At 64.6% G+C, this 25592-nt stretch carries 23 protein-coding genes; 15 read left to right on the plus strand and 8 right to left on the minus strand.

Features of this window, described 5'->3' with window-relative positions; all coding sequences use genetic code 11:
- Positions 1 to 31: 31 nt before the first annotated feature.
- Both RFA01S_RS21260 and RFA01S_RS21265 read right to left on the minus strand, forming a co-directional pair.
- On the minus strand, positions 32 to 1129 hold the full coding sequence (locus RFA01S_RS21260) for an ABC transporter permease (RefSeq protein ID WP_032364378.1): 1098 nt from the start codon (positions 1127 to 1129) through the stop codon (positions 32 to 34).
- The gene (locus RFA01S_RS21265; protein ID WP_032364377.1) at positions 1126 to 1905 is read right to left on the minus strand and encodes an ATP-binding cassette domain-containing protein; all 780 of its coding nucleotides are present in this window, start codon (positions 1903 to 1905) and stop codon (positions 1126 to 1128) included. Before RFA01S_RS21265 ends, RFA01S_RS21260 begins: the two co-directional genes overlap by 4 nt.
- Positions 1906 to 2311: 406 nt before the next feature.
- Here RFA01S_RS21265 and RFA01S_RS21270 point away from each other — a divergent pair, with 406 nt between their 5' ends.
- The gene (locus RFA01S_RS21270; protein ID WP_027497731.1) at positions 2312 to 3037 is read left to right on the plus strand and encodes an SDR family oxidoreductase; all 726 of its coding nucleotides are present in this window, start codon (positions 2312 to 2314) and stop codon (positions 3035 to 3037) included.
- Between the two features lie 30 nt (positions 3038 to 3067).
- Positions 3068 to 4075 carry a LacI family DNA-binding transcriptional regulator gene (locus RFA01S_RS21275; RefSeq protein WP_032406900.1) on the plus strand — a complete coding sequence of 336 codons (1008 nt, stop codon included), beginning with the start codon at positions 3068 to 3070 and terminating at the stop codon, positions 4073 to 4075.
- Here RFA01S_RS21275 and RFA01S_RS21280 read toward each other — a convergent pair.
- Positions 4068 to 4640, minus strand: a complete 573-nt coding sequence (locus tag RFA01S_RS21280) for a P-loop nucleotide/nucleoside kinase family protein (RefSeq protein ID WP_072692177.1) — start codon at positions 4638 to 4640, stop codon at positions 4068 to 4070. The two genes, RFA01S_RS21275 and RFA01S_RS21280, sit on opposite strands and share 8 nt — an antisense overlap.
- Before the next feature lie 74 nt (positions 4641 to 4714).
- Here RFA01S_RS21280 and RFA01S_RS21285 point away from each other — a divergent pair, with 74 nt between their 5' ends.
- The 4 genes from RFA01S_RS21285 (at position 4715) to RFA01S_RS21300 (ending at position 9165) form a co-directional block, all read left to right on the plus strand.
- Positions 4715 to 5719 (plus strand): LacI family DNA-binding transcriptional regulator, encoded by a 1005-nt coding sequence (locus RFA01S_RS21285; RefSeq protein ID WP_032406901.1) that lies wholly within the window; start codon positions 4715 to 4717, stop codon positions 5717 to 5719.
- A gap of 10 nt (positions 5720 to 5729) precedes the next feature.
- Positions 5730 to 7085, plus strand: coding sequence for an FGGY-family carbohydrate kinase (locus RFA01S_RS21290; protein ID WP_032406983.1), 1356 nt, complete (start codon positions 5730 to 5732; stop codon positions 7083 to 7085).
- A gap of 70 nt (positions 7086 to 7155) precedes the next feature.
- The gene (locus RFA01S_RS21295) at positions 7156 to 8040 is read left to right on the plus strand and encodes a tagatose-bisphosphate aldolase (protein ID WP_032406902.1); all 885 of its coding nucleotides are present in this window, start codon (positions 7156 to 7158) and stop codon (positions 8038 to 8040) included.
- A gap of 69 nt (positions 8041 to 8109) precedes the next feature.
- The gene (locus tag RFA01S_RS21300; protein WP_052060613.1) at positions 8110 to 9165 is read left to right on the plus strand and encodes an alpha/beta hydrolase; all 1056 of its coding nucleotides are present in this window, start codon (positions 8110 to 8112) and stop codon (positions 9163 to 9165) included.
- 7 nt (positions 9166 to 9172) lie between these two features.
- Here the strand turns inward: RFA01S_RS21300 and RFA01S_RS21305 are convergent, their stop codons facing one another.
- Positions 9173 to 9571: a PPOX class F420-dependent oxidoreductase gene (locus tag RFA01S_RS21305; RefSeq protein WP_032406903.1), complete on the minus strand. Its 399-nt coding sequence runs from the start codon at positions 9569 to 9571 to the stop codon at positions 9173 to 9175.
- 106 nt (positions 9572 to 9677) lie between these two features.
- On the opposite strand from RFA01S_RS21305, the gene RFA01S_RS21310 reads away from it, so the two are divergent.
- Positions 9678 to 11303, plus strand: coding sequence for a long-chain fatty acid--CoA ligase (locus RFA01S_RS21310; RefSeq protein WP_032406985.1), 1626 nt, complete (start codon positions 9678 to 9680; stop codon positions 11301 to 11303).
- A gap of 33 nt (positions 11304 to 11336) precedes the next feature.
- Here the strand turns inward: RFA01S_RS21310 and RFA01S_RS21315 are convergent, their stop codons facing one another.
- Positions 11337 to 11951, minus strand: a complete 615-nt coding sequence (locus RFA01S_RS21315; RefSeq protein ID WP_032364370.1) for a TetR/AcrR family transcriptional regulator — start codon at positions 11949 to 11951, stop codon at positions 11337 to 11339.
- Between the two features lie 120 nt (positions 11952 to 12071).
- Between RFA01S_RS21315 and RFA01S_RS21320 the strand changes: the two genes are divergently transcribed.
- Both RFA01S_RS21320 and RFA01S_RS21325 read left to right on the plus strand, forming a co-directional pair.
- The gene (locus tag RFA01S_RS21320; protein ID WP_032406904.1) at positions 12072 to 12971 is read left to right on the plus strand and encodes an NADP-dependent oxidoreductase; all 900 of its coding nucleotides are present in this window, start codon (positions 12072 to 12074) and stop codon (positions 12969 to 12971) included.
- A 31-nt stretch (positions 12972 to 13002) separates the two neighbouring features.
- Positions 13003 to 13872, plus strand: a complete 870-nt coding sequence (locus RFA01S_RS21325; protein ID WP_032406905.1) for a TIGR03619 family F420-dependent LLM class oxidoreductase — start codon at positions 13003 to 13005, stop codon at positions 13870 to 13872.
- 22 nt (positions 13873 to 13894) lie between these two features.
- Here RFA01S_RS21325 and RFA01S_RS21330 read toward each other — a convergent pair whose 3' ends face one another.
- The 3 genes from RFA01S_RS21330 to upp all read right to left on the minus strand — a co-directional run bounded on the left by RFA01S_RS21330 (position 13895) and on the right by upp (position 16603).
- Positions 13895 to 14182, minus strand: coding sequence for a hypothetical protein (locus RFA01S_RS21330; RefSeq protein ID WP_032406906.1), 288 nt, complete (start codon positions 14180 to 14182; stop codon positions 13895 to 13897).
- Between the two features lie 1024 nt (positions 14183 to 15206).
- Positions 15207 to 15584: a PH domain-containing protein gene (locus tag RFA01S_RS21340; protein ID WP_032384880.1), complete on the minus strand. Its 378-nt coding sequence runs from the start codon at positions 15582 to 15584 to the stop codon at positions 15207 to 15209.
- Between the two features lie 395 nt (positions 15585 to 15979).
- Positions 15980 to 16603 carry a uracil phosphoribosyltransferase gene (gene upp, locus RFA01S_RS21350; protein ID WP_032393066.1) on the minus strand — a complete coding sequence of 208 codons (624 nt, stop codon included), beginning with the start codon at positions 16601 to 16603 and terminating at the stop codon, positions 15980 to 15982.
- 203 nt (positions 16604 to 16806) lie between these two features.
- On the opposite strand from upp, the gene RFA01S_RS21355 reads away from it, so the two are divergent.
- From RFA01S_RS21355 to RFA01S_RS21380, 6 genes are all read left to right on the plus strand, one after another.
- The gene (locus RFA01S_RS21355; RefSeq protein ID WP_032364454.1) at positions 16807 to 17979 is read left to right on the plus strand and encodes a CaiB/BaiF CoA transferase family protein; all 1173 of its coding nucleotides are present in this window, start codon (positions 16807 to 16809) and stop codon (positions 17977 to 17979) included.
- A complete protein-coding gene (locus RFA01S_RS21360; protein WP_032406907.1) occupies positions 17976 to 19556 on the plus strand; it encodes a carboxyl transferase domain-containing protein in 1581 nt (526 codons plus the stop codon). The genes RFA01S_RS21355 and RFA01S_RS21360 overlap by 4 nt, the downstream gene beginning before the upstream one ends.
- Before the next feature lie 78 nt (positions 19557 to 19634).
- Positions 19635 to 20741: a barbiturase gene (gene bar, locus RFA01S_RS21365; RefSeq protein WP_032375321.1), complete on the plus strand. Its 1107-nt coding sequence runs from the start codon at positions 19635 to 19637 to the stop codon at positions 20739 to 20741.
- 105 nt (positions 20742 to 20846) lie between these two features.
- Complete coding sequence (locus RFA01S_RS21370; RefSeq protein ID WP_032393067.1) at positions 20847 to 22295, plus strand: amidase; 1449 nt, start codon at positions 20847 to 20849, stop codon at positions 22293 to 22295.
- Positions 22296 to 22337: 42 nt separating this feature from the next.
- Positions 22338 to 24056, plus strand: a complete 1719-nt coding sequence (locus tag RFA01S_RS21375; RefSeq protein ID WP_032364364.1) for a PucR family transcriptional regulator — start codon at positions 22338 to 22340, stop codon at positions 24054 to 24056.
- A 21-nt stretch (positions 24057 to 24077) separates the two neighbouring features.
- Positions 24078 to 25454, plus strand: coding sequence for an amidase (locus tag RFA01S_RS21380; protein WP_032406908.1), 1377 nt, complete (start codon positions 24078 to 24080; stop codon positions 25452 to 25454).
- Positions 25455 to 25592 lie beyond the last annotated feature (138 nt).

Below are 25592 nucleotides of genomic sequence, written 5' to 3' on the forward strand. Positions count from 1 at the left end.
GCGAGTGAGGGAGTTCAGGGCCGGTCCGAAGCTAGGGACTTCGAGACCAGAGTCTCTTGAGGGAGCTGGGCGACTGGCCTCGACTTGCGGCGTCGCGTCGACGTTGGTCGAAGTACACCGCGGCGATGAGAACCGCACCGACGGCGACCTGCTGCCAGAAGGGCTGTACTCCGACGATGACGAAGCCGTTCTGCAGTACGGCCGGGATGAACAATCCGACGACGGTGCCGAACATGGTGCCGATGCCGCCGAACAGGCTGGTTCCACCGATGACCACTGCCGCAATGACATTGAGGTTGGTCTGGGACTGGCCGGCGATCGCGGTGGTGCCGTACTGGGACAGCGATAGTATGCCCGCCAATCCGGCGAGGGTGCCGGAGAGTGCGTAGATCTTGACCAGATGCATGTCCACCTTGATGCCGACGCGGCGAGCGGACTGCTCCTTGGAGCCGACGGCGAAGGTGTAGAGGCCGAACTTGGTGCGGTGCAGAACGATTCCGAAGATGACGACCAGCACCAAGGCGATGCTCGAGATCAACGGGATGGTGGTGGCAGGCAGGTTTCCGTAGCCGATCGTGTCGACGAGAACCGGTGGTACGTCGCGGATGTCGACGCCGCCGGTGATGACCTGCGACAGACCGAGCGCCCCGCCCAGTGTGCCGAGTGTGACGATCAGCGGAGGCACTTTCGCCTTACCGATCAGAAATCCGTTCAGCAGGCCCCAGCACAGGCCGCATCCCAGCGCCACCACGATGCCGACGGCCGCCACGCCCCAGCCGTCGCCGCCGATCGCGGCCATCGTCTTCGCCGACACCACGCCGGAGAAGACGAGCACCGAGCCGACCGAGAGGTCGATGCCGCTGGTGACGATCACGAACGTCATGCCGATCCCGAGGACGGCCAGGATGGAGACGTTCTGGATGATCTGCCGGATGTTGCCCCATTCGGGGAAGCTGCCGGGGGCCATGATCGAGAACACCAGGCAGATCGCCGCCAGCACGAGCACGATCTGAAAAACCTGGACTCGCGCCAGTTTTCCGAGCGACTCGACGAGATCGAACGTGTGCCGTGACGGCCTGTCGCCGGGAGGCAACGGCTCGAGCGATGGGGAGATGGTCTGGTTGCTCATCGTGTTGCTCCGGTGGTTGCGCCGGTCATCGCACCGACGAGTTCTTCCATGGTCGTGTTCTTGGCGTCGAGGGTGGCCACGCGCTTGCCCATCCGCAGCACCTGGACGCGGTCGGCTACTTCCATCACGTGCGGCATGGAGTGGCTGATGAACACCACGGCCACTCCCCTGTCCGCCACCCGGCGGATGGTGTCGAGGACGTTGCGCGTCTGCACCACACCGAGGGCGGCGGTCGGTTCGTCGAGAAAGACGACGCCCTTGGCCCAGGCGACGGCACGCGCGATGGCGATGGCCTGTTGCTGGCCGCCGGACATCGATCCCACCGGGACGGTGAGGCTGCGGACGGTGGCACCGAGTTCGTCGAGCGCATCCTGTGATTGCTTGCGCATCGTGGAGACGTCGAGGAAACCGAGGCGGCCGAGCGGCCCTTTGGCCGGTAGTTCGCGTCCGAGAAACATGTTCTGTTGCGCGTTGAGATGCGGAGCGAGCGCGAGATCCTGGAACACCGTCTCGATTCCGAGCTCTGCCGCCACCGTCGGACTGTCGAGATCGACTGCGGTGCCGTCGAACAGGATCTCTCCGGTGTCGACGGCCAGGCTGCCCGAAAGAGCCTTGACCATCGTGGACTTGCCTGCGCCGTTGTCGCCGATGAGGGCGACGACCTCACCCGGGTAGATGTCGAAGTCTGCGTCGTCGAGGGCGCGCACGTTTCCGAAGCTCCTCGACAATCCCCTCGCTTCGAGGATCGGTGTCGCAGCAGGTGCAACGGTGGCCATGGGTACTCCTCGGTCGAATGGAAACGTTCGGGTGTGGGACAGGACGCCCCCGCCGACGCCGGTGCAGCACGGTTCGAGAACTGGGCCTGCGCGGCATGTCGAGCTCCCTGCGGGGCTCGCTGTGTTAACGAGTGTGACCCACACAACTCGCATTGTCACGTGTTTCGCGAAAATTCATGTCACCGGTGACATGGCCTGTCGACCCGGCAGTTGTTCCGCCGCAGTACGAGGCCGATATCCGACCACGGAGTACCGTCTCTGAACTGGACAAATGGACGATCTACACCGTTTTCGCGACGGGAACGACGCGCTGCGGTACCGTCCATGACACCGATGACATACGCGTCCACTCCGGGACGAATGACACCGATGACATGACCACTCGGAACAGTGAAGGTAGACCCCCATGGCGAAGTTCGACGGCCGCAAGATCTTGGTGACAGGTGCCAGCGGAGGCATCGGCTCGGCAACGGTTCGGCGCTTGGTGGCCGACGGTGCCGACGTCGTCGCGGCGGGCCAGTCGGTGGACGCGCTCGACAAGCTGGCCGACGAGACCGGGGCCACGCCCCTGGCGTTCGATCTGACGTCCGAGGACAGTGTTCGCGACGCCGTCGCGGGCCTCGAGCTGTACGGGGTGGTCAACTGCGCCGGTTTCGGCGGCGAGATCGCCACGCCTCAGGACACCGACATCTCGATCTTCGACAAGGTCATCGCCATCAATGCGCGCGGCGCACTGTTGGTCATCAAATACACCGTCCCCGCCATGATCGCCGCGGGCACCGGAGCCATCGTCAACGTCTCGAGCCAGGCCAGTCTCGTCGCTCTGACCGGACACATCTCCTACGGGTCCTCGAAAGCAGCCTTGGACAACATCACTCGGGTCTCCGCACTCGAACTCGGCCGCCACGGCATTCGCGTCAACGGTGTGAACCCGACGGTCGTCATGACGGAGATGTCGGCGTTCTACTGGGGTCGCCCGGAGATCGAGGAGCCGTTCCTGGCGCAGATGCCGCTGGGACGCTGGGCCACCGAGGACGAGATTGCCGCGCCGATTGCCTTCTTGCTGAGCGATGATGCTTCCATGGTGACCGGAGTGTCGTTGCCGGTGGACGGCGGCTACACCAGTCGCTGACGGGACGAGGACGAGCAGACGGGGTAGATCATGACCACCATGCAAGACGTCGCGGCGCTGGCCAAGGTCAGTGCCAAGACCGTCTCACGGGTGTACAACAACGACCCGCACGTCGATCCCGATACTCGTGCCCGCGTTGCCGAAGCGCTCGAGTCGCTCAACTATGTGCCGAACACGATGGCGACCTCCTTTCGCAACGGCCAGACGGCGGCCATCGGTGTCGCCGTCCCGGACATCGACGACCCCTTCTTCTCCTCCATCGCACGCGCCGTGGAGGAACGGGCCCGCCAGGACGACATGGCAGTTCTCGTCACCAGCCTCGGTCACGACGGAGATCAGGAACAGGCTTTGGTGGAGTCACTGCTGCGGAGGCAGTTGAGCGGCTTGATCATTGCGCCGACGGGTGCAGACCACGCATATCTGGAGCGCTGGCTCGACAAGACACCGACGGTGTTCGTCGACCGCGCACCCGACGGCCTCAAAGCCGACAGCTTCGTCGACGACGATCACGGCGGGGCGGTGTTGGCCACCGATCATCTGCTCGATTTGGGTCATACCCGCATCGCCGTGATCGGCGACAGTGCCGGGATCCCGACCAGCCGCAATCGATTGGCCGGATATCGAGAGTCGTTGCAGGCGCGGGGAATCGAGTTCGACGAGGCACTTGTCGCTCTGGGTGTGCTGGACCGCGGGGATGCGCGTGTGGCACTGACCGACTTGACTGCACTCGACAGTCCGCCTACCGCACTGTTTCTGTCGAACGCGCGAGTGGCGATGGCCTGCGTGCCCGTTCTACAGCAGATGAATTTGCTGCATCTGGCGTTCGTCGGATTCGGCGACTTTCCCCTCGCCGATGCAGTGATGCCACCGGTGACGGTGATCGATCAGAACCCGGCTCGGCTCGGCCATCTGGCCATCGAACGACTGTTGGGTCGAATCGAGAATCCTGGGCGTCGTTTCAAACGACGCAACATCCTCGGCGTCGAGCTGATCGAGCGCGAATCCTGCACTCCCGGAACCACTCACACCATCAGCTGAGCCCGAGTTCTCGGGCCACGAGATCGGCTTGCTGCGCGGTCGTCAGTTCGGCGTCGACGCGCAGGTGCGGGATGCGCGGCGTCCGAGCGGGCGGATCCACCGGCCGGTGGGCATCGCGATCCGCCCCACGAGCGGCCCGGCGTCGCGCCAGGAGCTCCGGCGATCCGTCGACGTGGATCACCTTCGTTGCAGCAGGGGACAATTCGTTCACCAGGAGCGTCCATTCGGGCGCGCCCGTCAATTCGCGGGTGAAGGGCGCAACGAGGACGGGTCGTTGACCGAGCTGTACGAGATCCCGGGCAGCGGCGCGCACCACGGCGTAGCGCCCGGCGCGAATCCGCTCCGAATGTGGACCGACACTGTTCCAGTGTGGGCCTTCGATCAGCGAATCCAGTTCGTCCAGTAGCGGATTGGTGAGGGTGTCGAGGTCGAGCAGGGCCGTACCGAGACGGCGCGCCAGCTCTCTACCCAGCGTCGTTTTGCCACTGCCCGCCGCGCCTGCAACCACCAGGACCGGTAGAGATTCCCGTTCGATTCCGAGGACGTCTTGACAGACATGAGGCATAGCGGGAATCATACAAGACAACGTTGTCTCGCATACGTGCTACAGCGACACACTTCCTCCGATCGAGAGTTCACGTGACCGAGCGCGCCAGCATCAAAGACGTCGCCGCATTGGCGGGCGTCAGCTTCAAGACCGTCTCACGCGTCGTCAACGGCGTGGATACGGTCCTGCCGGAGCTACGCGAGCGGGTCGAGGCTGCGGTGCAGACACTGAACTACGTTCCGAACTCCGCCGCCAGGTCCCTGAAATCGGGGTCAGGCAACACCATCGGGATCGTCGTCGACTCCATCGACGACGTCTTCTTCGCATCCTTGGTCAGTGCCGTCGAAGATCGCGCACTCGAACACGGGCTCGCCGTCATCGTCGGCAGCACCGGCTTCGATGCCCAGCGCGAACGGGATCAGCTGGCCCTTCTGGCCGGACAACACGTGCGGGGCATCATCCTCGCGCCGGTCGGCGACCACAGTGACTTCCTCGTACCGCGGCGTCGCACACTGCCCACGGTCACCATCGACCGCTCGATCACTGGTTTCGATTCCGTCATCGTGGACGATTACGGTGCCGCCAAGCGAGCCGTCGAGAAATTGGTGGCAAGCGGGCACACGCGAATTGCCCTGCTCGGCTTCGACGATCGCTTGCAGACCGCGCAGTTGCGCAGGCAGGCATACCTCGACGTTCTCGCCGATCTCGGCCAAGAGCCGGAGGCCGCGCTCGCCCCTCCGGTATCCCACGCCGCAGATTCGGTGCGACCGGTGGTGAAGACGCTACTGGCGCAGCGCAATCCACCGACTGCGTTCTTCGTCGCCAACGCTCGACACGCGACCGCCGTGGTGTCGGTTCTGCACGAGATCGGTCGCACCGACGTCGCCATGGTGTCGTTCGGCAATTTCTCGCTCGCCGATGCCGTCAGCCCATCGGTGACCTGCATCGACCAAGATCCGTATCGCATAGGCACCCTCGCATTCGACCGCCTGGTACAGCGGTTCGACGATCCCTATCTCGAACCCGAGCAGCAGATTGCGCCGACCACTCTGGTGGAACGACTTTCACATGCACTCCCTCTACCCGTACAGAAATGAGACCAACTCCGTGAACCCCAGACTTGTTGCGGGACTGGACCTCGGGAGCACCGGCGTCAAAGTACTCGTCACCGACGATGCCGGCACCGAACTGCTCATCGAGCAGAGTCCCACACCGTGGCGGCACGGCCCGGGCGGAACCACCGACCTCGCCGCCGAGGACTTGCTGACCACCATCGGGCAGTTGCTCGACGCCGTCGCGCGTCGACTGCCCGACGTCACCGGCGATCCGGCCGCCCGCATCGACGCCATCGCGGTGTCCGGGATGGGCGAGACGGGCTTTCTTCTCGATGAAGACAACGTTGTCCGCGCGCCGGCTTTCGCGTGGTTCGATCCGCGCGGTCAGCAGCAGGTCGACAACCTGCCGGCCGAATTGCGCGACCGGTTCGCCGGCAAGACGGGCCTTCCCGTCGGCGTGCAGGTCTCCGTCGTCAAGATCGCACACCTTCGCGACAACGGACTGAGCTTGAACGGGCTTCGCTGGTTCAACCTGCCGGAGTTCGTCGTACTGTCCCTCGGTGGCCGGCCGGTGGCCGATTACTCGCTGAGTTCGCGCACCGGACTACTCGATCAGGACAGCGGCGAGCCGTGGTCGGAGATGTTGGCGCACTTGGGTGTCGGCACCGACTTCATGCCGCCACTGGTCGACGCCGGAACCGATCTCGGAACTGCCGACTCACCAACACTTCCCGAGACGATTGCCGGAGCTCGATTGACCGTGGCCGGTCACGATCATCTCGTCTCCGCGGTGTCGGGCGGAGCTATCCCGCCCGACCGCTACCACGTGTCGATGGGCACCGCCGAGGTGCTGCTGCGGGTACTCGACGCTCCGTTGACCACGGCCGCGCGGAGCAGGCTCGCCGACCATCTCATCAACTCGGTACGCCATGTGGTGCCGGGCCAACATGTACTCGTTGCCGGAGTCAAGACCGGCTTGCTGATGCGACGGGCGTTGCAGCTGTGCGACATCAGCGATCGTGCCGGCCGCGACCTACTGGACCAGCGAGTGTGCGCCCTGCCTCCAGGTGGGCCGTTCACCGACGGTGGTATCGACATCGCCGGTGCCCGCAACGACGACGGCGTTCTGTCCATCACGGTCCGGACCGACGGGATCGATTCGGCGGAGCTGTTCCGTTCGATTCTGTTGCACGGCAACGACGAAGTGGCTCGACTCATCGAGGCACTCGACGCCGAGGTGCCGCCAGCCAGGACGACATTGCTCACCGGCGGCTGGGCCGGGATGGCCAGCGTGCGAGACGCGCGAGCTCAGGTGCTGCCCGGCGTCTCGGTCTCGACCCGATCCCAGGACACCGCCTACGGTGCAGCGCTGTTCGCTGCCCGCCTACTGACGCTCATAGAAATCTGAGCCCATATTTCTGCAGTGAGACAACGTTGTCCCACTCGCGCTCGACCCCAACACCCACCAGGAGAAGAAGATGAACGAACTCACCACCCTCGAACGTCGCGGAATGGCTGCCATTTCCACCGAAGACGGCAACATGCTCATCGTCGCGGGAGATCAGCGCAACGGCATGAAGGCCGTCATGAAGGACGCCGTCGACGGGCCGGGCTCGATCACCGTCGAGCAGCTCGCCGAGGCCAAGGCCGATCTGGTTCGCTACCTCGGCAACCACGCGCCGGCCATCCTGCTGGACCCGGAGGTGGCACTGCCGAAGATCGTCGACGACGGTGTGCTTTCACGGGGCACCGCTTTGGTGGTCGGCATGGATGCGTCGGGCTTCGAGGAGACCGGCGGTCTGCGCTACACCCGTTTCGTCGACGGCGTGACCCCGCGCGTGGTGCGTGACCTCGGCGGCGATGTCGCCAAGATGCTGTTCTACATGCGCCCCGAGCAGCAGGGCGTCGATTCCCGTGTTGCCGAGGAGATCCGCGACCTCGTCAAAGCTTGCTCGGCCGAGGGTCTGCTGCTCATCGTCGAGATCTTGACGTACCAGCTCGAGGGCGAGTCGGACGAGGACTACAAGGCCGGCTTCGGCAAGATCATCGCTGATTCCACGCGCATTTCGGTCGAGTGCGGTGCCAAGGTGCTCAAGCTCCCCTACCCCGGTTCCGCCGAGGCCTGCGCTGCCGTCACCGAAGCGGCACAGGGTGTTCCGTGGGCCGTGCTGTCGGCGGGCGTCGATCACGAGACGTTCATCGAGCAGGTCCGCATCGCCGTCGCCAACGGTGCGCGCGGAGCGATGGCAGGCCGGTCACTGTGGAAGGACAGCATGGCTGTCTCTGCCGAGACCCGCGAGGATCTGCTCACCAACCGCGCACTCCCCCGGCTGCGTGAGCTGAACGCGGCCGTCGACGCCTGATCGGCGTCTTTCAACCGAGCCCGTGGGCGAACACGGGCTCGGTCGACGCCGTCTGGGTAGCGTGAACCCATGACGGAAGACTCGAAGCACATCGATATCGTTGCCGCGCCCGGAGTGTTCGCCGACCTGCAGACCGCGCAAGAGCTGGTCGCGAGGGCGCTGTCCGCCCGCGGTCTGTCGGGCGGAATTGTCGACGCTGCAACCGGTTCCGATGAGGTCGTCGTCGTTCCCGGCGATGGAGCACAGGTCGATACGTCGTTGTACAGCAGCGTCGTTCGCGTCGACTTCGGTCAGTGCGCGCCGGATCGGTCCGAGGGGATTCGCGCCCATATCCGGGGCCGCGGTCTCGACGGCCTCCGGTTCGCGATCGACACTGTCTACTTTCATCGCTTCCACCCCGGCACGATCGTGACGTACGGAGATCACCCCGAGCAACGCGTCGAGTTGCGGGTGCCGGAAGGCGACGGACCCTTTCCCGTCGCCGTACTGATTCACGGCGGGTACTGGCGTTCGCGGTGGGAATTCGACCTGATGGATGCGATGGCGGTCGATCTGACCGCACGCGGCTACGCCACCTGGAATGTCGAATACCGCCGACCCGACGAACACGGGTGGGATGCGACGACCGAAGATGTCGCGGCTGCTCTCGCCGCGCTGGAGACGGCACCCGCCTCGCTGGATCTGTCTCGAATTGTCCTGATGGGTCATTCCGCGGGAGGCCAACTGGCCCTGGGACTTGCGGCCGATTCTGTCGGCGAACGGGTGGCCCCTGCCCTGGCGGTGAGTCTGGCCGGGGTGCTCGACCTGAAAGTCGGCGACGAGCGGTGGCTCGGGGAGGGTGCGGTATCGAACGCCATCGGTGCCCGCTATGCCGAGGCCCAGCGCATCTACGAGGAGTCGTCACCGATGTCTCGACTGCCCCTCGGCGTTCCACAGCTGGTGGTGTCCGCAGTGGCCGACGATCCCAATCTCTTGGAGATCAGCCGCGCGTACTACGCCGCCGCATCCACGACTTCCGATTCCGTTGCTTCGGTCGAAGGACCGGGCGGGCACTTCGCCGTCGTCGATCCCACGTCGGAGATCTGGGTCGACATCGTTGCGGCGGTAGATGCCGCCCTGATGTAACTCGACCTCAGTCGGTGGTGATCGACAGAATCACCCGCGGCTTGCGGCGTCGAGCAATGATCAATTCGACGAGCATGACGATGCGGTACTCGAAGCCGTATTTCTTCTTCAGCACCGAGGTCGGTCTCGAGGCGGCGTCTCCGGTGACGATGGTCGCCGAGCCGGTTACCGCCACGGCGTCATCGGGCACCGCTCCGCGCCGACTGCACGGGCGGAGCTCCACGCGATCGGAGTTCCTGATGCGCTTGACCTTGCCGCTCTCCGCGGGAGTGATGACGACCAGGTTGTCGCCGTCTCGGGCGATCCACACCGGCGTCGATACCGGCGCACCGGATCGACGGAAGGTGGTGAGCGAAACGAATGCCTCGTCGCCGAGGGCACGAGCGTCATCCGAAGTAGTGGCCATGAGTACCAAGTTACGCACCCTCCTCGCGTCGAGTCCGTAGTGTGCATGTTGTGACGCGGAGCACAACGACGTGCAGCCGCGCCGGGACATCGAAAGCGAGATCGTCGTGAAGAGCACCATGCAGGACACCCCACTGTCCATCGGCCAGCTGGTTCGATTCGGGACGTCCATCCACTCCTCGGCCGAGATCACCACGTGGACCGACACCGGCCCCACCACGGTGACATTCGGGGAGTTGGGCAGGCGGGCAGCACAATTGGCTCACGGCCTGAGGTCGATAGGGATCGACGATGATCAGCGAGTCGCGACATTCATGTGGAACAACGCCCCGCATATGGAGGCCTACATGGCGATTCCGGCGATGGGCGCAGTGCTGCACACCCTGAACATCCGACTCTTCCCCGAGCAGCTCACTTACATCGTCAATCATGCCGAGGATCAGGTGATCATCGCCGACGCGAGTCTGCTCCCCCTGCTGACGCCGTTGCTGCCGACGTTCGAGACCGTGCGACACCTCGTGGTCGTTGGGGTCGACCCGGCGCAGGTCACTGCACCCGACGGTATCGAGGTGCTCGGCTACGAGGACCTGCTGGCGGGCAACCCGGAGGAGTTCGATTGGCCCGAACTCGACGAACGGTCAGCTGCCGCAATGTGTTACACCTCGGGCACCACCGGTGATCCCAAGGGGGTCGTGTACTCGCATCGTTCGATCTACCTGCATTCCATGCAGGCGTGCATGACCGACGCAATGGCAATTGCGCAGTCCGACAAGGTGTTGGCCATCGTGCCGATGTTCCACGCGATGTCGTGGGGGCTCCCGTATGCGGCGCTGATGGTCGGTGCGTCCCTGATCATGCCCGACAGGTTTCTGCAGCCGGCTCCGTTGGCAGAGATGATGTCGACGCTTCGTCCGACGGCGGCGGCTGCTGTCCCGACGATCTGGCAGGCCCTGCTCGCTCATCTGGACGAGCATCCGGCGGATCTGTCGAGTCTGCGTGATGTGGTGGTCGGCGGTGCCGCATGCCCACCGAGTCTGATGAAGGCATTCCACGAGAAGTACGGCGTCCACATCTCGCAGGCATGGGGCATGACCGAGACGTCACCGCTCGGCACCTCCGGTAGGCCCGACGCGGGACTATCGCCGGAGGACGAGTTCGACTTGCGTTGCACACAAGGCAGATTCGTTGCCGGCGTTCGGGCACGACTCGTCGACGACGCCGGAACGGTCCTGCCGTGGGACGGGAGGACCGTCGGCGAGCTCGAGGTCCGTGGCCCGTGGATCACCGGCAGCTACTACCGCGCCGACGCGGACGACAAGTTCGACGACGGTTGGCTGCGAACCGGTGACGTGGGCACCATCTCCGAGAACGGCTACCTCCGCCTGACCGATCGCTCCAAGGACATCATCAAGTCCGGCGGTGAATGGATCTCCTCGGTGGAACTAGAGAACCAGGTGATGGGACACCCGGCCGTTCGCGAGGCCGCGGTCATCGGTGTGCCCGATCCGAAGTGGGACGAGCGGCCACTGGTCGCTGTCGTCGTGCGCGAGGGTGCGTCGGTGACGGCCGAAGAATTGAAAGAGTTCCTCGACAGCCGCGTCGCGCATTGGCAGTTGCCGGAACGATGGACCTTCATCGACGAGGTCCCGAAAACGAGCGTCGGCAAGTACGACAAGAAAAGGCTGCGGAGTTCCCACGCCGACGGTGCGTTGGAGGTCATCGAACTGGTCTAGCTCCAGCCGATACGCCTCTCACGATTGGTGCCGTCAGTGCGTTGTCGGCGGGCCCATTCCCAACGAGGCGAGAGTCATGTCCGCAACTCGTTCGAGTTGATCCCGAGTCGACCCGTCTCGGGCACGTTGCGACATGCCCTGGATGACGACGCCGATGAATTCCGCTGTGTCGAGAGGTGCCGACGACTGCGGCAGGATTCCGTCGGCGGCGTTCTCCGAAATGCGTTGTGCCAACAGTGAGACGTTGGCATTGCGTATGTCGCGCAGCCGATCTGCGATGCTCTGGTTGGCCTCGGTGACCCCGACGGCCGAACTGATGATCAGACAGCCCCCCGGACAGGACTCATCGGTGTAGTGCGATGCTGCCTCGTACAGCAGTCTGGAAATGAGTTCGGCAGCGTTGGGCTCCTCGGCAAACGCCCGGCCCATGAAGTCACCGCGGGTCGCGAGGTAACGGTCGATAGCAGCGAAGAACAGCTCTTCCTTGCCACCGAATGCGCTGTAGAGACTTGGCGGGTTGATGCCCATAGCACTGGTGAGCACGGAGACGGAAGTGCCCTCGTACCCGTGCCGCCAGAAGGCCAACATCGCTTTGTCGAGCGCGGCGTCGACGTCGAACTTCCGGCCCTGCCCGCGAACCCCGGCCATTGTTCCCCCTCCCTCTCGCGCATTGCACTGCTCGGTGTGGCCGAGCTTACTCGTATAGCGATCGATACACGAATAGCCTAGCCTCGGACAGGTCGCGCTACGTGAACGAGAGGAAGTCGAATGAAAGCTGTTGTCATCACCGGCAAGGGTGGACCCGAGGTACTCACAGTCGCGGAGATCGACGAGCCCGACGCAGGCTCGGGCGACGTCACCGTGTCGGTGGCTGCGGCAGCCGTCAATCCGGTCGACATCAAGACCCGCTCGGGATTCCTGCCTATCGAACTGACGTACCCCGCGGTCCTCGGTTGGGATCTGTCCGGCACCGTCGTCGCCGTCGGACCATCGGTCACCCGATTTGCACCAGGCGACAACGTGATCGGAATGATCACGCAACCAGCGCACCGCTTCGGCACCTCTGCCGAGCGAGTCGTCGCCGACGAATCACTGTTCGCGCACGCACCTATCGGCATCAGCCTCCAGCACGCCGCAGCAATCCCACTCGCCGCCCTCACCGCCATGCAACTCATCGACAAGATCACCCTCCCTGCGCATTCGACGGTCTTGGTGACGGGTGCGGCCGGTGCGGTGGGCGGCATAGCGTCGGCGCTTCTGTCGATCCGCGGCCACACCGTCGACGCTGTCGCGCGGAAGTCCGATACCGAAAACCTCCTCGCACACGGTATGCGCAGGGTGTTCACGAGTCCCGTCGACCTGCCTGCGGGCGCTTACGACGCCGTGGTCGATACGGCCGGCATCGTCGACGCCATCGACAGCGTGCGCGACGGCGGAGCGTACGTCTCGATCGAGGACGGAAATCAGCCCGAGCCACAGCGCAACATCACGCCGAGTAAGAGCTACGTGAACGAGGACGGGCTGGGGCTCGAGAAATTCGTCTCGCCCGTCTCCGCGGGGACGATCACTGTTCCGGTCGCTCGCGAATGGGAATTCGACCAAGCCCCACAGGCACATTCGCTGCTGGCCGCCGGTGGAACACGAGGAAAGGTGTTGTTGATCCCATGATCGGTGATGCTCGACCCGTCCCCGGTGCGCTATGAAATACGGAATCAATCTTCCCAACTTCGGGCCGCAGATCGACCCGGACGGAATTCTCGCGTGGGCGCGCACTGCCGAATCCGCTGGTTTCGACAACGTGCTGCTTTCCGATCACGTCGTACTGACCGAAGACGCTCACGGCCGCTCGCCGTCACCCTTCTACGAATGCCTGGCGACGCTGTCGTGGCTCGCGGGTCAGACCGAGTCCATTCGCCTCGGCAGCGGGGTACTGATCGGAAGCCATCGCCATCCGGCGCATCTGGCTCACGCGACCGCCACAATCGACCGGCTCAGCGGTGGACGACTCATCGTAGGAGTGGGCGTCGGTTGGACGACCCAGGCATTCGATGTGCTGGGTGTTCCCTTCGACCGGCGAGGTCGAATGACCGATTCGACGCTCGAAACTCTGCGTGCAGCATGGTCTTCCGAAACGTACGGGGCCATGGGAGCAAGCGGCACACCCCGCCGAGTTCACACTGGACCGCTACCGCTGCAGACACCGCATCCGCCACTGTGGATCGGTGGCAACGGTGCAGCCGCACTCGACCGGACGAACGCGTTGGGCACCGGCTGGCATCCCCTACACCCCACCCGGCAGCAATGCATCGATGGATCCCGCGCGCTGAACGATGGTAAGGAGTTCGTCCCGCGGATCTTCTTCCTACCCTCTGACGCTTCGGTGCAATCGCCGAACCGCCCGCTCGGCTACGGGTCCATCGAACAAATTCTTGAAGACGTTCAGTTCCTCGCCGAACTAGGCACCGAGACAATCGTTCTCGACACCGACCCTGGAGACCAGAAGCTTCGAAGTTTCACTGCCCACGATCTCGAACTAGTTCGATACGCAGGCGACGTGTTGGGGATGTGAGTCACACGCTCGACAGTGCGAACTATCCGCTCCAACCCCAGTTGTAGGGGTTCACCACGATTCGATACCAGACATCGGTGTCCGCAACGTTGGTGCAGGGCACCAGGATGTACGACTGTGATGCTTGCTCGAGCGACAACGCCTTGTTGCAGAAGTACTGTGCGCCTTCGCCGGATTGCTCCGCGCGATAGACGGGGCCGTAGTGCCATTCGTCGGCACTTGCGGTCGCAGCCCCCATCGTGGCACCGGCGGCGAGCGGAAGCGCCAGAAGTCCGGTCAATACGGCAATACGTCGGCTGATGCGGTTCATTCGAGGGCCTTTCGTGGCGGCACGTCCTGCACAACGTCGCCGGCCGTGGTCCGGCCACCGACTCGATCCGTTCATTGGTGACGTCGCTCGACGGCCGAGTCGCGTTACCGCTCGCGAGAACGACGGTCCCGCAGCCCTATCGAACTCGGTATACGGCTTGTCGGCGTCGTCGACGACCGGGACCGTCCTGGGCACACACAGCTATTCACATTGCGGGCCAGTGATGTACCCCTGCTCGCAGCCATACTGCGTTTGTATGTCACCGCTGGTGGGTTCTTCTCCGCAGAGGACGCCGCAGCGCTCATACCCGTTGACGACACCATCGCCGTTGCGGTCTTCGGATTCGTTGTACGGATAGCCGGATTCCTGTGACGGCACCGTAGCTGTACACCTCGGATCGTTCACCGCATAGGACCCATCGGTGAAGACCGCGGTACCGCCGTAATCGCAGTATCTGAACTCGGGAGGTGCAGGGGCGACGTATGTGTCGCATTCGGCTTCGTATCCCGTCGTTCCGTCTGAATATAAAGCTGTGCCGGACTGGTACAGGCCCAAGTCTCCACATTGAAAGGTGACCGGTTGGGGCTGAGGAACGGGTGCCTGCGTGGGTGGTGGCGGCGGCTCGACGGTGAGGGTTGGCGGTGCGGATGCCGGACTGGACCCCCTCGACACGGGGGGATTGTCGCTCGGAGGCTCGGTTGCGCCGTCGTTTGAGCAGCTCAGGCATGCTAGAGCGATTGCGATGACTGCAATGGACAATCTTCTCGACATAGCCACTCCGAACGAATCAGATAGCGTGGGCCCGTCCCCGACCACAGGCAATGTCGATCCAGTATGGCAATTGACTGGACGCTGAAGCGCTTGATTCGACACCCGACATCTGGAGATACGCCTTTGATCCCGGACACAGGGGTGGCGACACGGGATGAATGCGGTGCCGCACCTCGGCTGTCCGAGCGCAGTCCGGATGCAACCGCCAAAGATCCTGGCTGCGAGTGCCTGCTCGGATTTACAGCGAGCTAGCTCAGGACACTACGAAGTGCGAGAGGATCGCTTGAACCTCGTAGATGTCGACCTGCTTGGTGAACTGCTTCTGGATAGGAACCGCGTTGCCCGAAATCCAGATTTTCAATTCGGCGTCCAGATCGAAAGTACCGGCAGTTTCGACAGCGAAGTGTGTGATCGAGCGGTAGGGCACGCTGTGGTATTCGACTTTCTTGCCGGTCAGACCTTGTTTGTCGATCATCAGTAGACGACGGTTGGTGAACAGGAAGGCGTCTCGGACCAACTGGTACGCCGCGTGGATTTGCTCGCCACCGCCGAGTAGCCGGCTGTACTCCTGATGCGCTGCGACAGGATCGATCTTTCCTGCGTTGCCGATCAGACCGTCCATGAAGCCCATGTGCTCACGCCTCTTCCGCCCAGTCCGCCGCGTGCGGACACCTGAAATCTAGTCGCTGACGAATCCACTCTCGTTACCGCACACTCACTTGACCAAGATCTGGATTGGTGCGATCACTCCGAAGTACAGACGCTCTCCGTGCCGATCTGTGCAGCTCGACAGCGTGGCCGCGGTCGCGGATGCTCTGGGGTGCGATATCGCACTGCTCACGCGCGCCGGATCGTTTGTGCCACCGCTGGATCCGACATGATTCAAGCACTCGAGCTACGAGAGGTCGATGCAGCCGATGCCTACCAGGGAAGACCCCTTCTTCCCGATTTACTGACCCGCTCGGGAAACGACATGGTGTTTCGATACGACAGCACCTACCTCGACGACTCCTCTGCGTCGGATCGTCACCGAGGCCCGAATTGACGGTCTCCCGCATCCCCCAGTCCTGGCACGATGATGCCCTGATCGTTGAGCTCATCATCGACGGCGGCACACACCACACGGACGGGATGTCCTGACTTCTCCAGCGCGGCAAGGCCTTCAGGTGTGACGACGACGCACACGACGACCACGTCGGTTGCTCCACGTGCGACGAGCAAGTCGATCGTCGCGGTCATGGACCCGCCTGTGGCCAACATCGGGTCGAGAACGAACACCGGCGTGCCGGCGAGATCTGCGGGGAGAGACTCGAGGTACGGCACCGGCTGCAGTGTCTCTTCGTCTCGCGCCATGCCGATGAATCCCACACCGGATCGCGGAATGAGCGCACTCGCCTGCTCCACCATGCCCAGCCCGGCCCGCAGAACCGGCACGAGCAGAGGTGGATTCGCCAACCGAACACCCGTGGTGCGGGCAACCGGGGTGTCGACCTCGAAGGTGTCCACCGGGGCATCACGCAAAGCCTCGTACACCAAGGTGTGTGTCAGCTGCCGCAGCGCCGAACGGAAGGTCGCGTTGTCACTGTGGACGTCGCGCATCGTCGTCAAAAGCGCTGCGGTCAAGGGATGGTCGACTACGTGGGTATCCATGGTCGCAGATTATGGGCCCCTCGTCGGCCATCCGTCCACACGGCTCGCGCTCGCTCGAACTGTCCGAAAGCGACCCCTCAGCGTCGGCAACTTTTGCCCACGACGGAGCCGCGACCGGCACGTTGACTCGGACGCATGACGCTTCGCAACGATCGATTCGAGTTCGACACCGACATCGCTCCCCTGTCTCGGAACGCAATCCGATGACGGTCGGACCGCTCTCCGACTGCCTGGTCGTCGACCTGTCGCGGGCACTCGCCGGACCCCATGCCGCGATGATGCTCGGGGACCTCGGCGCGCGAGTGATCAAGGTCGAATCGCCCAGCGGCGGTGACGACACGCGAAGCTGGGGGCCGCCCTTCGTCGCCGACGACGAGGGCGATCGACACTCGACGTATTTCCTCTCGTGCAATCGCAACAAGGAGTCCATTGCACTGGACCTGAAAGCTGTCGACGGCCGAGAAACGCTCACCGCATTGATCCGCCGCGCCGACGTGCTCGTCGAGAACTTCCGCCCCGGCGTTCTCGCTCGCCTCGGCTACAGCATGGAGGCATTGCACGAGCTGAACCCCCGTCTGGTGATCCTGTCGATCACCGGTTTCGGCCACGACGGGCCAGAAGGCACGCGCCCGGGCTACGACCAGATCGCTCAGGGCGAAGCAGGATTGATGTCCCTGACCGGGCCGTCGAAGGACGAGCCCACTCGGGTCGGCGTTCCCATCGGCGATCTGCTCGCCGGAATGAACGGCGCGTACGGCGTCGTGGCCGCACTGCACGAGCGCAACACCACCGGCCGCGGCCGCGTCGTGCGTACCAGCCTGCTGGCCTCCATCGTCGGAGTGCACGCGTTTCAAGGCACTCGCTACACCGTGGCCGGCGAAGTGCCCCGCCCCACCGGCGGACATCACCCGTCGATCTGCCCGTACGGTCTGTTCCACTCGTCCGAGGGGCTGGTTCAGATTGCCGTGGGCAGCGAGGGATTGTGGCAGCGCTTCGCTCCCGCATTCGGATTGGACCGTCCGGAGTGGGCCACCAACCCCCAACGGGTCGACGACAGAGAGGCCGTCATCGCCGCTGTCGATGCCGTTTTCGCGGACTGGCCGACCGACAAACTTCTCGGACTACTCGGTGAGCTGGGCATACCGGCCGGACGCGTCCGTGATCTGGCCGAGGTCTACACCTGGGAACAGACCCGGTCGCAGGGACTGATGATCGACGTCGACCATTCGGCCCTGGGCACCATCACGTTGCCCGGCCCACCGCTGCGCATGGACGAGGATTGCGAGGGTGCCGCGATGCGCACGACGCACGCAGCCCCGCCGACCCTCGACCAGCACGGCGACTCGATCCGCGCCTGGCTCGAGACGACGCCATGACCCGCACCGGCGCGCCGGCCCGGCTCGGCGCGCTCGAACTCGTCGAGATGGTCGTCGACGCCGGCAGTTTCGTCCGGTGGGACACCGACCCCCTTCCCCCGATCGGGGTGCACGGACCGGCGGAGCAGGGCTATCTCGACGAGCTCGCCGCGGCGCGCGAAACGAGCGGCTGCGACGAGTCGGTGTTGACCGGCGAAGCCACCCTCGCGGGGCGCCGAGTGGCACTCGTCCTGTGCGAGTTCGGGTTTCTCGCCGGCTCCATCGGAACGGCGGCCGCCGAACGATTGGTAAAGGCCGTCGAAAAGGCGACAGCAGAACAGCTTCCGCTGCTCGCGTCGCCGACCTCCGGCGGAACACGGATGCAGGAGGGCACGGTCGCCTTCTTGCAGATGGTCAAGATCTCGGCGGCTATCGCTGCGCACAAGTCGGCGGGTCTCGCCTACGCCGTGTACCTTCGCCATCCCACGACCGGTGGAGCACTTGCCTCGTGGGGCTCACTCGGCCACGTCACTGCGGCCGAACCGGGTGCGCTCCTGGGCTTTCTCGGTCCGCGCGTGTACCAGGCGCTGTACGGCGAAAAGTTTCCCGAGGGAGTGCAGACAGCCGAAAACCTCGCCGCCCGTGGCCTGGTCGACGCGGTGGTCCCTCCCGAGCAACTCCGTGAGGTTGCCATTTCGGCGCTCGCCGTCCTGTGTGCGCCACACGAGCCACCTCCGCCGGTTCCGAACATCCCGTTGGAGCACCTCGACGATGTGCCTGCATGGGAATCCATCCGTCGTTCTCGACGGCCGGAACGGCCGGGAGTACGCCACCTCGTACGATCGGCCGCGAACACGGTGACGACGTTGCAGGGCACCGGAGCCGGTGAGATCGAACCCGGTTTGTTTCTGGCCCTTGCCAAGTTCGGGGCCTCGGCGTGTGTCCTTCTCGGCCAGGACCGCACTTTCGCCGATCAGCCGTTGGGTCCCGCCGGCCTCCGGGAGGCACGACGCGGAATGCGGCTGGCGGAAGAGCTGCAACTACCCCTCGTCACAGTCATCGACACTGCCGGTGCCGCGTTGAGCAAGGAGGCCGAAGAAGGTGGCCTCGCGGGCGAGATCGCCCGCTGTTTGGTCGAACTCACGACACTGAAGGCACCGACGATCTGCCTGCTGCTCGGCCAGGGAGCCGGCGGCGGCGCACTCGCACTGCTCCCCGCCGATCGGGTGCTGTGTGCTCAGCACGGTTGGCTGTCGCCACTGCCGCCGGAGGGTGCATCGGCGATCAAGTTCCACACCACCGACCGCGCAGCCGAGATGGCAGAGGAGCAGGGCGTGCGCAGCCTGGACCTGCTGCGTAACGGTGTCATCGACCGGATCGTGGCCGAACGGCCGGATGCCTCCGACGAGCCTGCGGCGTTCCTGTCTCGCCTCGGGACCGTGCTCGAACACGAGTTGGCCGTCCTCCTTGCTGCCGACCCTGCCGCGCTGGCGACCTCACGGCTGCAGCGCTACCGCTACCTGGGGATGTCCGATAACCAAAAAAGTGCGCTGATTGGGCAAAGCTTGCCAGTGCACCCCCGGTCCCACGGTCGATAACGTTCGTGGGGCGAGCCCCCGCCGCGCGAACGCCGGCCGACTCTGCAGTACCCACAGATCCCGATGAAGGAGATTTCAGTGCCCGACGCAATCGAGGTCCGCAAGGTCCCGCTCCACAACGTGTCCGATGCCAGCGAGCTGGCGAAGCTCATCGACGACGGGGTGCTCGACGCCGACCGGGTCATTGCAGTCATCGGTAAGACCGAAGGCAACGGCGGAGTCAACGACTACACCCGCATCATCGCCGACCGAGCTTTCCGCGAAGTGTTGTCCGCGAAAGGAACTCGCAGCGCACACGATGTCGGCGAGGTTCCGATCGTCTGGTCCGGTGGCACCGACGGAGTCATCAGCCCCCACGCCACCATCTTCGCGACCGTACCGTCGGACAAGGCAGTGCAGACCGAGGAGCCGCGCCTGACGGTCGGCGTCGCGATGAGCGAGCAGTTGATGCCCGAGGACATCGGCCGCACCGCGATGATCACCAAAGTGGCTGCAGCAGTCAAGGATGCGATGGCCAACGCGGGCATCACCGATCCCGCAGACGTGCACTACGTGCAGACCAAGACCCCGCTGCTGACGATTCACACCATCCGTGACGCCAAGAGCCGTGGCAAGACCGTCTGGACCGAGCAGACCCACGAGTCGATGGATCTGTCCAACGGCGGCACCGCTCTCGGTATCGCTGTCGCACTCGGTGAGATCGATATGCCGACCGACGAGGACGTCATGCATAGTCGTGAGCTGTACTCCTCGGTGGCGTCGTGCTCCTCGGGCGTCGAGTTGGACCGTGCGCAGATCGTCGTCGTGGGTAACACTCGCGGAATCGGCGGCCGGTACCGCATCGGACACAGCGTGATGAACGACGCGCTCGATCAGGACGGCATCTGGAACGCGATCAAGGATGCCGGTCTCGAACTCCCCGAACGGCCGCACACGAAGGATCTGGGCGGCAAGCTCGTCAACGTCTTCCTCAAATGCGAAGCAAGCCAGGACGGTACGGTCCGTGGACGGCGCAACGCCATGCTCGACGATTCCGACGTCCATTGGCACCGCCAGATCAAGGCGTGCGTCGGCGGCGTCACCGCAGCAGTGACCGGCGACCCAGCGGTCTTCGTATCGGTCTCGGCAGCGCACCAGGGCCCCGAAGGTGGCGGCCCCGTCGCCGCGATCGTCGACCTCGGATAACGCCGGTTTCGATATCGAACAGCGCCGCGCGAACCCGACAGTCTGGGGTTCGCGCGGCGTCCGGCCCTCCCTGCTTCTGCGTCTCTCTCGAACGAAGGAACCACCATGGCAACCACCGTCGGACCCGCTGCCGAACTTCTGATGTCCGACGCGGTCGAGCTCAGCGGCAAGATCAAGCGCCGCGAAGTCTCGTGCGTCGAGACCATGACGGCGTACCTCGACCACATCGAGGCACACAACCCGACGGTCAATGCCATTGTCGCCCTGCGTGATCGCGACGACCTGCTGGCCGAGGCACGCGAGCGAGATCGGCAGCTCTCGGACGGGCAGTATCTCGGGTGGATGCACGGATTTCCCCATGCGGTCAAGGATCTGTCGGCAGCCCGAGGGCTACCGTTCACATCGGGGTCACCGATCTTCGCCGATCGCATCGCCGAGGCGGACGATCTGTTCGTCGCCCGCGTGAAAGCGGCCGGTGCCATCGTGATCGGCAAGACCAACACACCGGAATTCGGGTTCGGATCTCAGACGTACAACCCGGTGTACGGAACCACGGTCTCGCCCTACGACACCTCGCGCACTGCAGGCGGAAGCAGCGGAGGTGCGGCGGCAGCATTGGCCCTGCGCATGCTGCCCGTCGCCGACGGCACCGACTACATGGGATCGCTGCGCAACCCCGCAGCCTTCAACAATGTGGTCGGCTTTCGCCCGTCGTGGGGACGCATTCCCGAGCCCGGCTTCATCGCCCAGGGCGCGGTCGCCGGACCGATGGGACGATCGGTCACCGACGTCGCACATCTGCTGTCGACGATGGCGGGCCCGGATGCCAACGCGCCCCTCGGGATCGACGAGGACCCGGAGATCTTCACCCGCACTCTCGAACGCAGCTTCCGCGGTGCTCGCATCGCGTGGGTCGGAGACTGGAACGGCCACCTGGCTACCGAACCCGGTGTCCTCGCTCTGTGCGAGTCGTCGTTCACCGTCTTCGAGGACCTCGGCTGCGCAGTGGAAAGTACCGTGCCGTCGTACGACCCGGCGAAAATCTGGGACTCGTTCCTGACGTGGCGGTGGTGGGCGCAGCTCGGGATGGCCGATCTGTACGAGAACCCGCGCACGAGGGAGCTGATGAAGCCCGAAATGCTTTGGGAGATGGAGCATGCCGTCGCATTGACCGCACTCGATGTCACCAAGGCAGCGCAGGCTCGCAACGACTGGCAGAGCGCACTGACGACATTGTTCGAGACCTACGATTTCGTTCTCGCGCCCACCGCTCAGGTGTTCCCGTTCGACAAGGACCAACACTGGCCGCAGTCCATCGCGGGTCGACCCATGGACACCTATCACCGGTGGATGGAAACGGTGGTGCCCTGGACGATGACCGGCGTTCCTGCCGCCGCCGTCCCGGTCGGATTCGACGATCGGGGTCTGCCGATGGGTGTTCAGATCATCGGCAGGCACGGTGCCGACCGGGCGGTTCTGCAGCTCGCCTACGCCTACGAGCAGGCCTCGCGGTGGGTCGAGCGCGTCCTCCCGCCGGCACTGCACGTCGGCTGATCCCCCGCCGTCGCGACATGCCCTACACAGTATTGTTGAACAATGGATGACATGGTCGGTGCGCTTCGGCCACGAGTACGAGACTTCCCGGCGTCGGCGAGTTACGCGCTCACCGTCGCAGAATTGCTTGCGCTCCCCAGCCTCTCGGGGTCCACTCTTGTCGCAGGCGAGCAGGGACTCGAGAATGTGGTTCGACGCGTCAACGTCATCGAAGTTCCCGACATCCTGCCGTGGGTGAAACCGAACGAACTGCTGTTGACAACGGGTTTCCCACTGCGGCATGCAGATTCGGGCCGCCCGTTCGATGCCGGTGCCCTGGTGGAGCTGGTCGAAGGACTTGCCGAACGCGGTGCGGCCGCGCTCGGAGTCAAAGAAGGACGCTACTTCGGAGACGTGCCCGCTGCGATGATCGAGGCAGCAGATCGACTCGGCCTGCCGCTCTTCCTCATTCGCCGAGATGTCGGCTTCGACGAGGTCATCTCCGAGGTGTTCACCCACCTCGTCGACCGGCAGGCGTGGGCGTTGGATATCGCCGATCGCATGCATCGAGCACTGACCTCGATCGTGCTCGAAGGCGGCGATCTACCGCAGATCGCCGACGAGGTCGCCACGCTGTTCGAGGCAACGGTGCTCATCTGCACTCCGGACGGTCGAGTCCAGGCCACAGCAGGAACAGACGCAGATCTCGCGGCTTTGGAAGAGATGCCGCTGTTCGACCCGTCCGGTCGCCTGCTCACCGAACGACTCCACGAGGGCCTGCAACCGGTACCGGGCGACAGCGGGCACCGCATTGCCGTCGCACCGATCATCGCGGGCGGCACCGACCACGGACTGATCGTGGCTGTGGCGGCCGCCGAGCGACTCGGTCCCGTCACGATGCAGTCCCTCGAACGCGCGGCCACCGTCGTGGCGTTGGCGGTCATCAAGAAGCTCGCGGTCTCTGCCGTCGAGTCCAAGTTTCGCGGCGACTTCCTGCGGGACGTCCTCAACGGCGCAACCGAATCCCCCGAACAGATCATCGAGTACTGCGCCCAGCTCGACTGGGACGTGGACCGGAGCATGGTCGTCATCGTTGCCCAATTGGACGAAATCGCCGAGGTTGCCGTGAGCAACTCGGTGAAGCCGGCCGTGTCCGGCCGCCTGCCACAGGAGCGGCTGACCGCGGCGTGGCAGCAGGTGGTGCGCAGGCGCGATCGACGGGCTCCCGTCGTCGGGTTCAGCAACGAGGTCGTCACGCTCATGCCGGCCGAACCCGGCACCGAACGGGACGTCGTCGAGGATCTGATCGCCTCCGTCGCCGGAGACAAGGGCGGCGGACGAAACTCGTTCGGCGCGGGCGTGAGCCGCGTCATCGACTCCGTTGCCGACATTCCGCGCGCCTACGATCAGGCCCGCAAAGCAGTCGTCGTAGGACGGCGCATGCGCGGCAACGGCTCGGTAGCGCATTTCGACGGCCTGGGCGTGCATCGACTGCTGTCACTGGTCACCGACGGAGCCGAGCTGCAGGCCTTCGCTACCGAGGTGTTGGGCTCACTCGCCGGCGACGACGCCGATGCCGTCGACCTGCGCCAGACGTTGCAGGCGCTGCTCGACACCAACTGCAACGTGGCAGAAACCGCCCGCGTCTTGCATTTCCACTACAACACGCTCCGCTACCGCATCGGCAAGCTGGAGTCCATCGTCGGCCCGTTCACCACCGATCCGATTCTGCGCCTGGATGTAGCGCTGGCACTGCGGGTCGCGGAGATGAAGGGGCTGTGACACCACCCGAGGAGACACCCAGTGCCTGAGGGCAATTCGATCGGAACCGACGCCGTCGCACTCGCGGCAGCAGTGCGCGCCGGCGCCGTGTCCGCGCGCGAGGTGACCGAGCAGCACCTCGAACACATCGGCCGAATCAACACCGAGCTGAATGCGATCGTCACCGTCGCAGCCGAATCGGCACTGCTGGCAGCCGACGGAATCGATGCCCGCATCGCCCGCGGCGAGCGGGTCGGCGACCTCGCCGGAGTGCCGTTCACGGTCAAGGACCTGATCGCCACCGCCGGAGTTCGCACCACCGCGGGTTCACATGCGCTCGCGGACAACGTCCCTCGCGTCGACGCTCCCGCCGTTGCTCTGATGCGCGCCGAGGGCGCAATCCTGATCGGTAAGACCAACACACCGGAGTTCGGTGCCAGCGGACTCACGCACAACGACCTGTTCGGCTACACCGTCAACCCGCTCTCTTCCGCCGACACGAAGCTGTCACCGGGCGGGAGCAGTGGCGGTGAGTCGGCGGCCATCGCGTCGGGCATGAGCGTGGTGGGACTGGGCACCGATTTCGGTGGTTCGGTGCGGTGGCCCGCGCACTGCACCGGTCTGTGCTCGATCAGGCCGACACCGGGCCGAATCGACTCCGAGGGGCAGTATCCCGGTGTCATGAGCAACAACCGAGTGCTGACGAATCCGGCGACCATGCACGGCACCGTGCAGACCATCGGACCCATGGCCCGCACTCTCGACGACGTGATCCTGTTGCTGCGCGTGCTGTCGTCGCCGCAATACACCTGGACCGACCCTGCGAGCGTGAACCTCCGCGAGCTCGATATTCGTTGGGCCACAGGAGAAGGCACGATTCCGGTCAATGCGGAGATCCGCGCTGCCGTCGAGGCCGCAGCTCTGCGCACAGAGCCGTTCGTCGGATCGGTGACGCCGTACGAGGGCACCGCACTACGCGAAGCTCATGAGCTGTTCACTCGGATGCGGGGCTGCGAAACCCAAACGGACATCGAGCAATACGGCCCCGCCGAGTTCAGCGCCAACATTCGGGCCATTCTGGCTGCCGTCGGAACCCCCACGGCCGCAGACGTCGAGGCACTGTGGGCTCGCCGCGCCGAGATGCAGCACCAGCTGGTGTCCACGATGGGCGACGTCCTGATACTTCCCGTCGCATCGATTCTCGCTCCGCCGCTCGGTGAGACGAGCTTCGAGGTCGACGGTGCATCTTTGTCGTGGTCGCAGGCGTTGGCGAGCAGCCGAGCGATCAGCATCCTCGGGGTGCCCTCGGTGGTGATTCCCGTTGCCACCTCCAGCAGCGGTCTGCCGATCGGGGTGCAGATCATCGCCAAGCCGTGGCACGAGCATCACGCTCTCGCCGTCGCCGCTGCTCTGACGTAGTCCGCTCGGTCCGTCCATCCGTACCGCGACGGCAGGTTCTTACAACGACCCGCTGTCGATTTGGTCGAAATGTGTTTCATGGTCGGCCCGCGCCAGCAACTAGCGTGATGGGCATCACTCATCCGGTCGAAAGGCGGC

The sequence above is a fragment of the Rhodococcoides fascians NBRC 12155 = LMG 3623 genome (assembly GCF_001894785.1).
Lineage (GTDB): Bacteria > Actinomycetota > Actinomycetes > Mycobacteriales > Mycobacteriaceae > Rhodococcoides > Rhodococcoides fascians.

Excerpts from the sequence above, each read along its gene's own strand:
- RFA01S_RS21260 (WP_032364378.1), bottom strand. The coding sequence starts at position 1,129 with ATGAGCAACCAGACCATCTCCCCATCGCTCGAGCCGTTGCCTCCCGGC.
- RFA01S_RS21265 (WP_032364377.1), bottom strand. The coding sequence starts at position 1,905 with ATGGCCACCGTTGCACCTGCTGCGACACCGATCCTCGAAGCGAGGGGA.
- RFA01S_RS21270 (WP_027497731.1), top strand. The coding sequence starts at position 2,312 with ATGGCGAAGTTCGACGGCCGCAAGATCTTGGTGACAGGTGCCAGCGGA.
- RFA01S_RS21275 (WP_032406900.1), top strand. The coding sequence starts at position 3,068 with ATGACCACCATGCAAGACGTCGCGGCGCTGGCCAAGGTCAGTGCCAAG.
- RFA01S_RS21280 (WP_072692177.1), bottom strand. The coding sequence starts at position 4,640 with ATGCCTCATGTCTGTCAAGACGTCCTCGGAATCGAACGGGAATCTCTA.
- RFA01S_RS21295 (WP_032406902.1), top strand. The coding sequence starts at position 7,156 with ATGAACGAACTCACCACCCTCGAACGTCGCGGAATGGCTGCCATTTCC.
- RFA01S_RS21300 (WP_052060613.1), top strand. The coding sequence starts at position 8,110 with ATGACGGAAGACTCGAAGCACATCGATATCGTTGCCGCGCCCGGAGTG.
- RFA01S_RS21305 (WP_032406903.1), bottom strand. The coding sequence starts at position 9,571 with ATGGCCACTACTTCGGATGACGCTCGTGCCCTCGGCGACGAGGCATTC.
- RFA01S_RS21315 (WP_032364370.1), bottom strand. The coding sequence starts at position 11,951 with ATGGCCGGGGTTCGCGGGCAGGGCCGGAAGTTCGACGTCGACGCCGCG.
- RFA01S_RS21320 (WP_032406904.1), top strand. The coding sequence starts at position 12,072 with ATGAAAGCTGTTGTCATCACCGGCAAGGGTGGACCCGAGGTACTCACA.
- RFA01S_RS21325 (WP_032406905.1), top strand. The coding sequence starts at position 13,003 with ATGAAATACGGAATCAATCTTCCCAACTTCGGGCCGCAGATCGACCCG.
- RFA01S_RS21330 (WP_032406906.1), bottom strand. The coding sequence starts at position 14,182 with ATGAACCGCATCAGCCGACGTATTGCCGTATTGACCGGACTTCTGGCG.
- RFA01S_RS21340 (WP_032384880.1), bottom strand. The coding sequence starts at position 15,584 with ATGGGCTTCATGGACGGTCTGATCGGCAACGCAGGAAAGATCGATCCT.
- upp (WP_032393066.1), bottom strand. The coding sequence starts at position 16,603 with ATGGATACCCACGTAGTCGACCATCCCTTGACCGCAGCGCTTTTGACG.
- RFA01S_RS21355 (WP_032364454.1), top strand. The coding sequence starts at position 16,807 with ATGACGGTCGGACCGCTCTCCGACTGCCTGGTCGTCGACCTGTCGCGG.
- RFA01S_RS21360 (WP_032406907.1), top strand. The coding sequence starts at position 17,976 with ATGACCCGCACCGGCGCGCCGGCCCGGCTCGGCGCGCTCGAACTCGTC.
- RFA01S_RS21370 (WP_032393067.1), top strand. The coding sequence starts at position 20,847 with ATGGCAACCACCGTCGGACCCGCTGCCGAACTTCTGATGTCCGACGCG.
- RFA01S_RS21375 (WP_032364364.1), top strand. The coding sequence starts at position 22,338 with ATGGATGACATGGTCGGTGCGCTTCGGCCACGAGTACGAGACTTCCCG.